Source organism: Rhodococcus sp. ACPA4 (genome assembly GCF_002300185.1).
Classification (GTDB): Bacteria; Actinomycetota; Actinomycetes; order Mycobacteriales; family Mycobacteriaceae; genus Rhodococcus_F; species Rhodococcus_F globerula.
This window is the reverse complement of the sequence record NZ_NSDY01000001.1, coordinates 4,495,449-4,509,200: the sequence shown is the minus strand read 5'-3', so window position 1 is coordinate 4,509,200 and position 13,752 is coordinate 4,495,449. Positions and strand designations below refer to the sequence as shown.

Below are 13,752 nucleotides of genomic sequence, written 5' to 3'. Positions count from 1 at the left end.
GGAGTTGTGGTGGCTTATTCTGGAGAAGGAAAACGCGTCGGGTAGGGCAAAAATGTGCGGCGGAGACCTAAATGTTCGGCAGATACCAAAATTGAGATCGCGACCTACGGAAGTGAGTTAGCCAGTGTCGACTCACGTCATCACATCGCTGCGGCTTGACGGTCTCGATCAACTTTCGGCACACGCTCGCCGCTGTGTGTTCTGGGAGATGGATCCGGCGGCCCTTCACGATGCGCGGGGATTCTGCGATCAGGAATTCGAAAAAGAAGCGTGGCTGTCGATGGTTATGCTCGAGTGGGGATCCTGCGGCCAGGTCGCGGTCAAGGACGGCAAACCACTCGGCAGCGCTCTCTACGCCCCTCCCCGCACCATTCCGCGCGCCCAGATGTTCCCCACCAGTCCCGTCAGCTCTGACGCCGTTCTGCTGACCAGTCTTCGGCTGGAGCCGTCGGGCGTCGAGGAAAGCCTCGGGCCGGCCCTCATTTCCGCTGTGGTGACCGATCTCGTTCGACGCGGTGTCCGAGCCCTCGAAGCTTTTGGTATCCGCGCACATGAGCAGGAGTCGGCGTCGGATATCGCGTCGGCAACTGCAGCATTGGAATGTTCACCGGAGGAATGCATGATCAGCGCAGATTTCCTCGAGGATTACGGCTTCGAGGTTGTTGCGCCCCATCATCGGTACCCACGCTTGCGGCTCGAACTCGATCGGGACCACGAGTGGAAAGTCGACGTCGAGGAAGCCCTCGATCGACTCCTGCAGGCCGCGGCCCTCGAGATGATTCAGGTCGGTGAACTGACACGCGTGTGAGTAACGCGCGTGTCAGTTGCGGTCGGATACCGAAAGTTCTTCTGCAAGAAGCTCGGCAAACGTGAACGTGCCGGTGGGCTGATCGTCCTGGCCAAGCAGGTACAGGCGTTTGACCGAAATCAGGATGGCCTCGGCGATGGTGTCACGCATGCGCGGATTGGTAAGCACCGCAGCATCATTCGCGTTCGAGAGGTATCCGAGGTCGATCTGTACCGTCGGCATGTTGGTCAGTCGCAGCAATTCCCACGTGCGACCATGAGTCCTGTTGTCCTGCAACGGAGTTCGGGCAACGATCTCGCGCTGGACAAACCCCGTGAGAATCTGACCGATCTTCGAGACCGAACCGTGTGAATTTCCGAAATGGAAACTCGCCACACCGTTTGCGGACGGGCTGGGATTGCTGTCGCACCGCAGCGAGATCATCAGGTCTGCGTCGAACGCGTTGGAAGTTGATGCCCGATCAGCCTCTGACGGATCGACATTGTGCGGCCGCGAGAGGAACGTCTCCATTCCGGTTGCAGCCATACGCCCCTCGAGACGCATCGCAAGATCCCACAGCACATCGGACTCGGAGATACCGTTCACAATCGCTCCGGTGGACGGGCCGCCCAGACCGGGATCGATGACGATCCGCTTTCCGCCCAGCTGCGGGCCCTTGCGCCGCACCAGTTCTTCCTCGCTGATCGCGTGGGGTGAACCGCCAGTGACACGAGTTCCGAGAAGGTCGAGCGAGCGCAGAGTCTGGGGGCCGCAGATGCCGTCGGCGGCGATGCCGATCTCACGCTGGAAGGACGACAACGACTCGTGCGTCATCGGCCCGAAGAAGCCGTCGACGCGCCCCGAGTAGAAGCCGAGATCCTGGAGTTTGGTCTGTAGTGCTGCCACGTCGTCGCCGTACAGCGGAGCGGACAGCTGGTAGATCAGAGTGCGGGCGCCTAGGCGGTACGACGCCTCACGAATGGACCGATACGTTGCCGGGCCCACGATGCCGTCGACAAGTAGCCCACGTTGCTGCTGGAAGGCACGAACGGCGCTGTCGAGGTGATGATCGAAGATGACGTCCGGCGCAACCCAATGGGCACCGTCGCCGCTTTCACGTCGAATGCTGGACGGGATGTGGTGCAGATATCCCAGCTTCGTCAATGTGCCCCGAATCTCGGCGACGGCCGGGCCGTGATCACCGTGTCGGAGTCGATGCATGCGTGAAAACCTCTCGGATCGGCAAAAGAATTCGATCGATGTGCCTGGAAGTGGATCTGATCAGGCACATCGATCGATTATCTCAGAAAACCTGGGGATTGCGAGAATCCCCTACGTTCACAGGGTACTCAGAGTACGTCCGAGAGTTCCTTGAGCAGCGCGGCCTTGCCCTTTGCGCCGACGATGGTCTTGATGGGCTGTCCGTCCTTGAACAGGATCAGTGTCGGGATCGACATGACCTGGAAGTCGCGGGCTGCGGCCGGGTTGGCGTCGATGTCGAGCTTGGCGATGGTCAGCTTGTCGCTGTTCTCACCGGCGATTTCCTCGAGAACCGGGGCGACCATCTTGCACGGGCCGCACCAGGTTGCCCAGAAGTCGACGAGAACGGGCTTGTCGCTGCCCAGGACGTCCTGCTTGAAGGAATCGTCGGTGATGGTGACGGTATTCGACACTGTTACTCCTCGAGGGTTGGGTACGACAGCTGGGTGAATCAGGGGGCGCCGACGACGTCGACCGTGTGACCGGCGGCGTCGAGGGTGTTTGCGGTGATGTCGCCGCGGTCGGCGAGCCAGCGTTCGGCGTCGATCGCAGCGGAGCATCCGGTGCCGGCAGCGGTGATGGCCTGACGGTACGTGTGATCGACCAGGTCGCCGGCCGCGAAGACGCCGTCGACCGAGGTTGCGGTGGAACCGGGTGCAACGCGGACGTAGCCGGCGTCGTCGAGGTCTACCTGGCCCTTGACGAGTTCACTGCGGGGATCGTGGCCGATGGCGACGAACATGCCGGTGATCTCGAGGGTGGAGGTCTCGCCGGTCACGGTGTCGCGGACCACGAGGCCGGTGACACTGTTCTCGCCAAGGACCTCGAGGGGTTCGGCGTTGGTGAGGAAGCGGATCTTCTCGTTGGCCTTGGCGCGCTCGAGCATGATGCGTGAGGCGCGGAACTCCTCGCGGCGGTGCACCAGGGTGACCGAGCGGGCGAAGCGGGTGAGGAAGGTTGCTTCTTCCATGGCGGAGTCGCCGCCGCCGACCACGACGATGTCCTGGTCACGGAAGAAGAAGCCGTCGCAGGTGGCGCAGGCGCTGACGCCGCGGCCGAGGAGACGCTCTTCACCGGGAATCCCCAGGTAACGCGCTGCGGCACCCATCGCGAGGATGATTGCGTGCGCGGCGTAGGTTTCGCCGTTCGCGACGACGGTTTTGATCGGGCCGCTCAGGTCGATCTCGTCGACGTCCTCGGTGCGGATGTCGGTGTCGAAGCGCAGAGCCTGCTCACGCATCTGTTCCATCAGGTCCGGTCCCATGATTCCTTCGCGGAATCCGGGGAAGTTCTCGACCTCGGTGGTGGTCATGAGGGCGCCACCGAACTGGGTTCCCTCGAACAGCAGGGGCTGGAGCTCAGCGCGCGCGGTGTAGACACCAGCGGTGTAGCCGGCCGGTCCGGAACCGACAATGATGACGTCATGGACCGCGGGCGTGGTTTCCAGCTGGGTGGTCATGCGAGCCTTCCAATAGTGAGTGCAGACCCTCCGCTTCTTGGAGAGCCGTACCGATCAACACCAGGATAAGGGGTGTTGTTCCCGGGCCCGGCGCAAAAGTGGTCAGGCGCTCAGCTGGGATCGTGTGCATACGGTGCGACCAGGGCGCCAGCACTGCGGCGCACCTGATCCGGATCGGTGCCGCGTTCGATTTGCCGGACACCGGTGTGAACTATCGCGTTGATCAGTTCGGCAGTGACGGCGGGGTCGCGTGCGCCGAGTTCCTGCAGCGTGTGCAGCAGAGGAGTGACAAGATCGCCGTGCAGTGCCCGGCTCTTCTCATCGAACTTCGGGCCGGGTGCGATCTGGCTCAGCGACGCCGCGATCGCGTGCTCACCGTCTGCGGCCAGGATCAGATTGGCGTCGACGTACGCGAGGATGCGACCGGCGGGGCCGTCGGCCTCCGCCATGGCCTCAGCCAACTTCTGCGACCACCGCGGGAATGAATCCTCGACCAGTGCGTCGAGTAGGTCCTGCCGGGAGTTGAAGTACTGATAGACGCTCGATCGGGCCAGTCCGGCGCGCCTGGCTATCTCACCGAACGACGGGATGTCCGCGGTTCCTTCGGCAAGAACCTCGCGGGCAGCGTTCAGGAGCGCACGACGCTGCGCTGCGCGATGCTCGCCGACGGTAGCGGCGTTGATGCGTGGCACGTGAACTCCTTTCGTACGCTGCTCGGTCGTCGAACAGCCTAGTGGGGAGTTGCGCGCTATGTGGTCGCTGGGCGCAGAGCCTCTCGGACGACGCAGCGAGTGCCGGTGTAGATGGTGGGCATGCACTTGTTGCAGTGGACGCACAGCCCTTCGGAAACCGATTCGGACTGAAACTTGTTGACCAACTGCGGATCTCGAAGCAGTGCCCGAGCCATGGCTACAAACTCGAAACCTTCACCGAGTGCGCCCTTGATGGTGTCGACGCGATTGATGCCGCCGAGCAGGATCAGCGGCAGACTCAGCGCCTCGCGGAACTGGCGGGCGAATGGAAGGAAGAACCCTTCCTCGAAGGGGTACTTGGGAAAGAGCGTCGGGCCGTACAACTTGAGACCGTAACCCACGAGTTTGGGCTGGGACGCAACAAATTCCGCCATCGGAACGTCGCCGCGGAAGAAGTACATTCCGTTGAGAAGTGAACTGCCGCCGGTCAATTGCATGGCGTCGAGATGGCCGTCGGCCTCGAGGATCTTGGCGATGGGCAGGCTCTGATCGAGCCACAGTCCTTTGGGGACGCCGTCGGACATGTTGAACTTCGCCGTGACGGCAACCGACGGTCCGGCTGCGCTGCGGATTGCTTCGATCACCCGACGCGGATATTCGGCACGCCTGGCGACGGTTCCGCCGTATTGATCGTGGCGTTTGTTCAGATTGGGGCTCATGAACGAACTGAGCAGATAGTTGTGGCCGAGGTGCACCTCGATGGCGTCGAATCCGGCGTCGACGGCAATGCGCGCGGTGCGCTCGTAGTCGGCGACAACGCCGTCGAGTTCCGCGAGTGTCGCTCCCTTGACGAGACCCATCGCGGGCGGACTCAATCGCGTCGACGGGGCCAGGGTTTTCGTTTTGTTGGAGAGGGTGTTGGCCACTAGTCCGGCGTGGCCGATCTGTGCTGCGGCGAGCGCTCCTTCGGCGTGGACCGTCTCGGTCAGACGGCGCAGTCCGGGCAGCGACTGTTCGTTCATGACGAGGGTGTCGCGGTGGACGCGGCCACCGGGTGAGACTGCGCAGTACGCGACGGTGGTCATGGCGGCCCCACCGCGAGCGACCTCGGCGTGGAAGTTGATCAGGTCGTCGGAGATCGCTCCTCGCGGCATCACTCCTTCGAAGGTTGCAGCTTTGATGATGCGGTTCTTCAAGGTCAGCGGCCCGAGACGGGCCGGTTCGAAGATCGTGGGGGTCATGTTCTTCTTCCTGCTTCGGCAGATCCATTACGATGCCAGTGGACTCGTATCTACGACGATATAGCGCTGACGCCAAATCTGTTCGACAATTCGAGACGATGAACACCACAGGATCTGGTCGCCCCCGAGACCCACGCATCGACGACGCAGTCCTCGAAGTCACCCGCACCATGCTGCTCGAGGTCGGCTGGGAGCAATTGAGCGTGCGCGCCATCGCCGCCCGAGCCGGAGTCAGTAGGGCGTCGATGTCGCGTCGATGGTCGTCCAAAGCGCACTTGGTTCTCGGATCGATCCTCGGCGCCACCCCGGATCTGACGCCCTTCGAGGGAACGGATCGCGACGGGTGGATCCGCTGGGTGGTGGCCGGTAGCGCGCAGTTGTTCGCCCGCCCCGAGGTTCGTGCCGCGGCGCCCGGACTATTGGCAGCATTGCGCGATCACGACGATCTACGTAACGAGCTGTGGCGCGGGTTCAGTGGGCCGAGTACTCAGTTGTTCCTGGAAGATTCGGAAGACCGCGACGCCGCGCTGTTGGACGCAAAAGCTGTGCTGGTGATGGCGGCAGGAGCTGCGATGTTCTCGAGTCTTATTGCGGTGGAGGATGATACGGAGGAACTTCGCGAGCGCATCCTGGCACTGCTGTTGCCGGTCGCAGAAAAGTGAACTAGCCGATAGTGTTGACGGACAGCGTGTTCGGTTTGTCAGCGCTACATTCCGGGCCGACGGCAAGGATGGTGATCTGACGTGGCTGCGTGCCGCGCAGTAGGAGCACCACGGCTGGGTTGCCGTCGACGGTGACCTCGCCCGATCCGAGAAGTGGCTCATCTTGCGAGAATCCGTTTGCCTGCAGGCAACCTGCCAGTTTGAGTGGATCCTCGAGTGGACCAAGATCTTTGGATCCGATCAAGGTGAGGAATCTTTCGGGAGTCGGGTTTTCGCTTACGGTAGGAGTGGGTTGCGCAGTGATGACGGCGTTCGGTTCGGTGGGGCGTACCGCAATCAACACAGCCACAACCGCTACGGCTGCTGCAGCAGCGGCACCACCCATCAGTAGCCGGCGTCGCGAGCGGGCGATGGAGATTACATTCGAATCGGAATCATGTTGCGTCTGTTGCTGTTTCCACTCGCTGTCCAATGCGCTGTGGATGCGCGCTGCCAACTCGGGCGGCATGGGCTCGTGCGGGGCGATGCGCTCGTCCCACGTCCGCAGTGAATGACTGACGTTGTCGAGTTTGCTGACGAACGCCACCGCGTCAGGATCGTCGTCGACGAGGACCCACAAGGCAGCACTGGTTTCGGGGTCGAGAACACCGCCGTGAAGATCGGCCAGCAAGTCTTCGGAGAAAGGTGGGGCAGGAACGTACGAATCGTTCACGAGCCTCCCCTTTCTGCGCGCGGCTACCTGTTCTGGTGCTCACAAAGATTAGACGCGTCGATATCACGATCGGTTCCCTCGGCCACCCAACTCGGCCAATTCGGCGGCTAGACGCTTGCGCGCGCGAGCGCAGCGACTCTTCACCGTTCCCACAGGGATGCCGAGCCGAATTGCGGCCTCGGCTACGGGATAACCCTCCATGTCCACCGCAACGACGGCAGCGCGCTGCTCAGGCGGCAGCAGGGCCAAGGCTTGATCGACGGTCATCCTCATGTCCACGGCTTCGACATGATCGTGAGAATCGCGAGGTTCCTCCACATTGTCGGCTGAGAGCGAAAAGGCTTGGCGTGACTTGTTTCGCCGAATTCGATCCAGGCACGCGTTGACAACTATCGCGTGGAGCCAACTTCGCACAGCGGCATCGCGACGGAACTTGGACGCGTTGCGGTGCGCAGACAGCAAGCCTTCCTGCAAGGCGTCACTGGCGTCCTCGTCCGAATAGCTGGTACGCCGGGCGACGTGCCATAGATGATCCTGATGCCGGGTCAGCAATTCACGGAAAGCATGTGGATCGCCCGCCACATGTGCTGTCAGTAATTCGACATCCGTTACCTCGCCCCCGGTGCCCCCCCGATAAGTGTGCACCGGCGGATGTTAACCCAGGAGCGGGCCATCGGGAGGGGTCAGGGACGGGCTATCGAGCGGCGTTGAACGTTATGTCCGAGATGGCTGTTTGGTTTTGTCCGGATTGCGTGCTGAGTTCGGTAATCCAGATGAGAACGTACTGACTCGGGCTGTCGGTGGTGACCGGAATATCCGTGACACCGTTCTTCAATGTTCCGGTCCCGATTTGCTTCGTCTGATCGAGAGTTGTTCCGGCAGAAGGGGCAGAACGGATTTCAACGACGCTACCCGGCGAATCGGACGTGATGGCAACGTTCTTCAGAGTCGCGGCGTCGTCCAGCGTGACCATCAGGCCGACGCCGTTCTTCAGCGCCGGGAACGGCTGGAAGTACGAGTCCGTCGACCACTCCGTTGTGGGGTTTCCGTCGATGGCGTTCTTGGCCGTAGCCGGCTGATCCGGGGTGCCCTGCGGCGAGAACACCGCGACCGTCGACGCACCGACAGGGGCCGTGGCAACCGGCGGGGCGGCGGGAGCCGAACTTTCCTCGGGTGCAGCAGCTTCCGAGGTCAAGCCGAAGCTCTGTTCACTCAAGGGAGTGTTGGAACTGCTCCCGGAGAGGAAGCTGGCAACCCACACGCCGAGCAGGATCAGCACGATGACGGTGAATACGCCCAGCGCGGTCAACGCGGCGAGCATGCGCGTCGACTTCTTCTTCTCGGCTTCGATGGCCTCGGGATCCGTCAGAGCGTGTCCGGAGTTGCCGGGGTCGCGATGTCCGAGGCGCAGGGCGGGAATCAGTTCCGTCTTGTCGTTGACGACGGATGCCTGATCGAGAATGTGTTGCACCGTTGCGGCAGTGCGGATTCCGCTCTCTGCTTGCAGTGCGCGCGTGGCAACGGCCGAGATGTCGAACGGCACCTCGGGACGAATTCCTCGCACCTCGACGGGATTCCCGGACGCGTCGCGGCCGGCCGGGAGCAACCCGCCGACGGGTCCGGCTGACGGCTTTGCCAGCGGCCACCGAGCCGTGATGAGGGCGTAGAGCATGGCGCCGAGACCACGAACGTCGCTGGTGGAATCCGCGTCGGCAAGCGTTGCGGGGAACGCGAGTACGGCGTCGCCGTTGATGCTGATGCGCACCCGATCCGGGTGATCGATGGACAGCGCGCCACCCGAGCGGTGAGCTGCCTCGGCAGCGGCCGCGAGGCTGCGGATCGCGCGTGCGGCGCCGATGGGCGACGGCGTCGTCTCGGCCATTTCACGCAGTGATCGGCCAGGCGTCCACTCGGCGACGACGATGCCGCCCGAGCTGCCGCGGACGACGTCGAGGACCCGGGCCAGGCCCGGCGAGTTGATCCGGCCAAGGCGCAAGGTGCGGGAGAGCACGGCCTGTGGACCGGACTGGGCGTTGTCGTCGCCGCGCTGTTCCGCGTCGACAAACGTCAGGGCTACTTCGCGATCGAGTTTGACGTCGAGTGCTTCCCAGAACTGCAGTCCACGAGTGCCACCGTGCGGGGCGAGCAGGCGGTAGCGACCGCCGGCGACGGATGCACCCGGAATGAGCTTCGGTCCGCGGGGAGAGGGCCGGGAAGTAGAGGTGGGTGCAGCGGGCGGCGTCTTGGCAGATCCGGCGGGCGGCACAGGGTTGGGGGGCGCAGCCTTGTTCGGCACAGCCTTTTGCGGCACCGCCTTGTTCGGCACAGCCTTGGGCGGCTCGGACTTGATTGCCTGTGTCTGCGGCGCCTGTTGCTGTGGTGTTTGCTGCTGTGGTGTTTGCTTCCGGGGAGCCTCTGCTCGCGGCGCACCCGTAGGCGCTGCCCCAGCCGACGTGGACTCTTTCACGGCAGAAGTTCCGGCATTCTTGTCGTCGGAGACCTTGTCGTCGCTCACCCTCGCTCCTTCACTTTCGGTTGCCCATCCCCGTGTCTGTGCGGGTTGCGACCTTGTGGTTCCAGGACCAGGGTACGGCAGCGCACCTGGTCGTTCGTGCTGGTTCGATTCCGTTCGCACGGCGGGGATCAGCTCGGTTACAGCATCGTCGTCGCGCTGCGCCGAATTACCGGTGGCGGACTTCGAGGCTGGTTCGGGGCGACCCAACACAGAACGAATCTTGCGGGAGACCGCAACCGTTACCGAGCGCACTTCGGGGATCTTCTTGAAGTACAGGATCGTGAAGGTGATGGCGAGCATAAGAATGCCGCCGACGGCTACGCGAATGAAGGATCCGGGACCGCCCAGGTTCTCGGTGAGTTTGTGGAATCCGAGTACCCGGTCGACGGCAATCATTGTCAGTGAACCGGCCAGGGAGGCGACGACGACGGACCATACGGTCTTACCGACATTGGCCATCTGGAGGTTTCCGAGGCTGCGGTGCAGAAGGTATCCGCCGATGACCGCACCGGTGATGTAGCCGAGTCCGTTGGCTGCACCGAGCAGGATCACGACCTGATCGGTATCGGATGCAACCAGTGGGACGAGAGCGGAGAAGGCGATCTTCACAGCGGTGATTCCGAGAACGATCCACGTCGGCGTCCAGGCTTGTTCGCGGGCGTAGAACACTCGGAGTTGGATCAGCACCAGCGCGTACGGAATCAACGTGAATGCCGACCAGCTCACGGCAGTGCCGAGACGTTCGGCCTGTTCAGGTCCGAAGCGGCCGTAACCGTAGAGCGCTTCACCGACCTGGGGGCCCATGAAGGTGAGGAACATGATGATCGGAACGAGCGTGATCATGGTCAGACGCGTGGCGACCGACAGATCGTCGACGACGGCCGGGGTGTCGTCGGCTGCGGCGTTGCGGCTCAGGCGCGGCATGATCGCGGTCAGAACCGTCACACCGAGGACGCCGTACGGCAACTGCAGCAGCAGCCAGGCCTGGCTGTAGATCGCGGGGCCGGCTTCGTCGGCGTGCGAGGAGATTCGCGTCGCGAAGATCATGCCGATCTGACTGATCAGGACGTACAACACGATGGCGACGGCCATGCCGCCGAACTGACGTAGGCGGTCGTCGAGACCCCACAGCGGCTTGAGGGAGATGTTCTCGCGTCGTAGCGCGGGAATGAGGCTGGCAGCCTGCACGATGACGCCGACGGTGATGCCAATGCCGAGGGTGAGCAGTTTTGCGTCACCCATCGAGACCGGATTCAGCGAGATCTCACCTGGTGTCAGGCGGTAGATCACGAGCACCACGAGGACGACCATGTTGTTGAGCACCGGCGCCCAGGCTCCGGGTTTGAAGACCTGACGGGTATTGAGGAACGCCGTGAACAGCGCAGACAGTCCGTAGAACAGGATCGCCGGCAGTAGCAGGTACGACAGGGCCGTCGTCAGATCGGTGCTGACCTTGCCGTCTTCGGACAGGAAGACGTATTTGGTGAGCACAGGTGCGGCGAGGGTCGCGAGGAGCGCGGCCATGCCGAGAAGGACAAGGGACGCCGTGAAGAGGCGTCGGATGAAGGCTTCGCCTTTGTCTTTGTCTTCGCGTTCGGCGCGGACAAGGACCGGCACGACGATCGCGGTCAACACTGCACCGAGAACCAGCTCCGCGATCATGTTCGGGATCTGGCTGGCGACCGTGAACGAACTGGCGATGGCCGGACCGAGAACCATCAGGATCATCAGCTGCTTGGCGAATCCCGTGATGCGGCTCGTCAGTGTCGCGATGGCGATGGAACCCGTCGCCGCGAGAAGTCGCGAGTTGGATTCCTTGCGGTCTCCTGGCAGGACATGCGAGTCGGGGTCGACGTCACCGGACTCGGAGACGGGACGGTTCGCCAACTCCATTTCCGCTTCCCGGTACCGCGGGTAGTCGCGGATGACCGGAATGGTCATGGTGGGTGAGTCGTCGAAACGTGCGTCCGGGTTGACCGGCTGGATCGGGTACCCGCGTTCCCACGGTGGCATGCGCGGATGTGACGCGGTTGCGGTGCTCCGGCGCGTGATCGCGGACCGTTTGCCCTCAGGCGGATTCCCGGTCATGAACGTTTGTACCCTTCATCAGCTGGGTCGGGCTGACCCCGATATCGATGCCACAGCCGTCGTCCGGCCAAGAACAACAACAATCCTCCTGCTGTGGCTGTCACAGCGGCCAACGGACGACCGTATGCATTCGACCGTACGGTCACGCTGGTCGGGCTGCCCAATTGGAACCCGTCGGTGGTGGTGAGCGAGAAGCTCACGACCACCTTGCGGGAATCGTTCATTTCCGCTGGCACAGTCAATTGTCGGCTACCGCGCGGCGGCAATTGTTTGGGACCGATGTCACTGATCTTCATCTCCGGCGGCGCGTCCACCCGCAGGTTGACGTTGATGGCGATCGGCAGTTCGTTGCGGGCCACGAGGAGCAGCGGGCTTTGACCGGACGCCAGTGTGTACACGCCGCCCGGCGATACGACGCTGACGGCTTGATAGAGACCGTTGACGCTGGTGGTCACGTTGCCTGCGCGGATGCTTGCGGCACGTTCGGCATTCCGGACGGACAAGATACTGGTATCGCGCCGGTTGGCCGAACTCATCGCGCGCAGCAGATCCTCACGCAGCGGGGCGGTGAAGGAGCGCGGCGTGAGCAGAACCTGCGGGTCGTCGACGAGTGAGAGTTCGAGAGCATCGATTCGGGGCAGTTGAGCCTTCGCCGTGTCGATGACCGCTGTTTGCGGACCGTCCTGAGTTGCCCGCTCCGGATATTCGAGAGTTGCCGTGTCCGTAGCGCCGGGTTGTGTGCCGAGCAGCGCCGGAAGGGACTGTGGTGTCGCCAGGCCGGAGCGGATGAGCGTGGCGAGCATCGACAGCATCGCGCCGGCGTCCTCCGCGTCGGCGCTCCACAGTTGCGGCGGCGCCAGAATCTGATTGCGCGGCACGGCGGTGGGAGTCAACGCGGACCACGCCATCGCGCCGAGTGCGTCCTGTCTCCGGGCAACCCGCGATTCCGTCTCGAGTTGCGGCGCGGTGTCCTCGTCGATGTACGACGGCGTCGACGGGTTGGATCCGGTCGCGGCAAAAGCTGCGGCCGCCGCTGTGTCGAAGGCAAGTGCGTCGACGGTGTCGGTGATGCGCGAGGACAGTTGTGCCTCGCTCGAATCCACGGACGAGGCCGCTACGAGGGTGGTTGTCGGCCTGGTGCTCAGAGTGTCAACGGTGACGGAATCGAGGACTCCGGAATCCGGCCACACGAAATTGCGGAGCGAAGTCACGCCGAGAATGGTGTCGACGATGTCGGCCGGCCGGTCGATGGCCGTCGCCGTCAGTTCGGGATGGGCGACGGTACCGACTGCCGCGAGATCTGCCTGCGCAAACGGAACCGACGTCGTACACATCGATGCTGCCAGCGTCTTGATTCGCGACAACCAATTGGACGCCGCATCCTGTCCGCGACCGTCGTGGGCTGCGCCGGTGGGGTCTGCCGCGTTGTCGACGACCAGATAACCGCGGGTCATGTTGTCGACCGTGATCACGAGGTCGGGGTCGATGGCGAGGCACAGCGAATCCCGCACCTTGTTGTCGGCGTCGATCTCGGGTTTCGTGGCATTTTCGACGGCGTCGACAAGCGCGTCGAGGCGTCCGCCGTCCGAGAGTTCGGTGGCGAGGTTGTCGTTGATCAGTCGAACGGGGTCATTGACGGATCCGGGGATTCCGCCGACCAGGCTGGGAGCGGTAGCGAGCGGCCACATCATCGTCACGCCGACGGGGTTGGACGTGTCGGGTGCGACGACGGCTGTAGCCGAGGTGCTTGACGTTCTTGTGTTGGTCGCGCTGGGAACGCCGAGAACCGGGAGGAGGAAACGTGCGTCGTCGAGCCGGGCTGCGCCGCCGTATTCGGGGGTGCCGTTGACGTTGACAAGCATCGGGTAGACGCCGGGCTCGGAGATCTCGAGTGAGGTTCCGGTAGTGCTGCGCAGTGGCAGCGAGAGGGTGAACGGTCTGGATTCGCCCCGCTCGAGGCTGGTGGCGACGGTGTCGAACTCGCCGACTGTGTCGAAGATGGCTTGGTCGAATTCGAGGGCATCGCGTACGTCGGCTGCATTGTCGATGGCCGGCGCTCGTTGCAACCGCACTCCGACGTCTTCGACTGGGCGGTCGCCGACGTTCTTGACCGTGCCCTTCACCACGACGGTGGGCGTGCTGGTTGTCGTGACGGTGGTCGGTGTCGTGGATTCGATGGACAGCTCGAGGAACTTGCCGTCGGTGCTGGTGCGTGGTGCCTGAACGTGTTTGTCGTGCGAGGCGGGGAGCGCGTGTGCCGGGCCCGCCCCGAGCGATCCCGTCACACCGACAGCGGCCATCACCAGAGCGGCGATGCCCGCTCGCCGTAGAGCCAT

Annotated in this window: 11 protein-coding genes; 2 read left to right on the top strand and 9 right to left on the bottom strand. The window is 63.3% G+C overall.

Annotated elements, in window-relative coordinates; translation table 11 throughout:
• The first annotated feature begins 124 nt into the window (after positions 1-124).
• Entirely contained in the window at positions 125-808 is a 684-nt protein-coding gene (locus CJ178_RS20645) for a hypothetical protein (RefSeq protein WP_033235299.1), read from the top strand.
• Positions 809-820: 12 nt separating this feature from the next.
• On the opposite strand, the gene CJ178_RS20640 is transcribed toward CJ178_RS20645, so the two are convergent.
• From CJ178_RS20640 to nox, 5 genes are all read right to left on the bottom strand, one after another.
• Complete coding sequence (locus CJ178_RS20640) at positions 821-2,008, bottom strand: N-acetylmuramoyl-L-alanine amidase (protein WP_033235298.1); 1,188 nt, start codon at positions 2,006-2,008, stop codon at positions 821-823.
• Positions 2,009-2,136: 128 nt separating this feature from the next.
• Positions 2,137-2,460 (bottom strand): thioredoxin, encoded by a 324-nt coding sequence (gene trxA / locus CJ178_RS20635; protein WP_033235297.1) that lies wholly within the window; start codon positions 2,458-2,460, stop codon positions 2,137-2,139.
• Positions 2,461-2,498: 38 nt separating this feature from the next.
• Positions 2,499-3,506: a thioredoxin-disulfide reductase gene (gene trxB, locus CJ178_RS20630; protein WP_045066055.1), complete on the bottom strand. Its 1,008-nt coding sequence runs from the start codon at positions 3,504-3,506 to the stop codon at positions 2,499-2,501.
• A 110-nt stretch (positions 3,507-3,616) separates the two neighbouring features.
• A complete protein-coding gene (locus CJ178_RS20625; protein ID WP_033235295.1) occupies positions 3,617-4,198 on the bottom strand; it encodes a TetR/AcrR family transcriptional regulator in 582 nt (193 codons plus the stop codon).
• A gap of 56 nt (positions 4,199-4,254) precedes the next feature.
• On the bottom strand, positions 4,255-5,439 hold the full coding sequence (gene nox, locus CJ178_RS20620) for a 4,4'-dithiodibutanoate disulfide reductase (protein ID WP_095887543.1): 1,185 nt from the start codon (positions 5,437-5,439) through the stop codon (positions 4,255-4,257).
• 98 nt (positions 5,440-5,537) lie between these two features.
• Between nox and CJ178_RS20615 the strand changes: the two genes are divergently transcribed.
• On the top strand, positions 5,538-6,101 hold the full coding sequence (locus CJ178_RS20615; protein WP_045066051.1) for a helix-turn-helix domain-containing protein: 564 nt from the start codon (positions 5,538-5,540) through the stop codon (positions 6,099-6,101).
• A 1-nt stretch (position 6,102) separates the two neighbouring features.
• Here the strand turns inward: CJ178_RS20615 and CJ178_RS20610 are convergent, their stop codons facing one another.
• From CJ178_RS20610 to CJ178_RS20595, 4 genes are all read right to left on the bottom strand, one after another.
• A complete protein-coding gene (locus CJ178_RS20610) occupies positions 6,103-6,813 on the bottom strand; it encodes a hypothetical protein (RefSeq protein WP_095887542.1) in 711 nt (236 codons plus the stop codon).
• A 63-nt stretch (positions 6,814-6,876) separates the two neighbouring features.
• On the bottom strand, positions 6,877-7,458 hold the full coding sequence (gene sigM, locus CJ178_RS20605; RefSeq protein ID WP_095887541.1) for an RNA polymerase sigma factor SigM: 582 nt from the start codon (positions 7,456-7,458) through the stop codon (positions 6,877-6,879).
• Between the two features lie 49 nt (positions 7,459-7,507).
• Positions 7,508-11,416, bottom strand: coding sequence for a murein biosynthesis integral membrane protein MurJ (locus CJ178_RS20600; protein WP_045066047.1), 3,909 nt, complete (start codon positions 11,414-11,416; stop codon positions 7,508-7,510).
• Complete coding sequence (locus CJ178_RS20595; protein WP_373557484.1) at positions 11,413-13,752, bottom strand: DUF6049 family protein; 2,340 nt, start codon at positions 13,750-13,752, stop codon at positions 11,413-11,415. Before CJ178_RS20595 ends, CJ178_RS20600 begins: the two co-directional genes overlap by 4 nt.

Excerpts from the sequence above, each read along its gene's own strand:
- CJ178_RS20640 (WP_033235298.1), bottom strand. The coding sequence starts at position 2,008 with ATGCATCGACTCCGACACGGTGATCACGGCCCGGCCGTCGCCGAGATT.
- trxB (WP_045066055.1), bottom strand. The coding sequence starts at position 3,506 with ATGACCACCCAGCTGGAAACCACGCCCGCGGTCCATGACGTCATCATT.
- nox (WP_095887543.1), bottom strand. The coding sequence starts at position 5,439 with ATGACCCCCACGATCTTCGAACCGGCCCGTCTCGGGCCGCTGACCTTG.
- CJ178_RS20615 (WP_045066051.1), top strand. The coding sequence starts at position 5,538 with ATGAACACCACAGGATCTGGTCGCCCCCGAGACCCACGCATCGACGAC.
- CJ178_RS20600 (WP_045066047.1), bottom strand. The coding sequence starts at position 11,416 with ATGACCGGGAATCCGCCTGAGGGCAAACGGTCCGCGATCACGCGCCGG.
- CJ178_RS20595 (WP_373557484.1), bottom strand. The coding sequence starts at position 13,752 with ATGGCTCTACGGCGAGCGGGCATCGCCGCTCTGGTGATGGCCGCTGTC.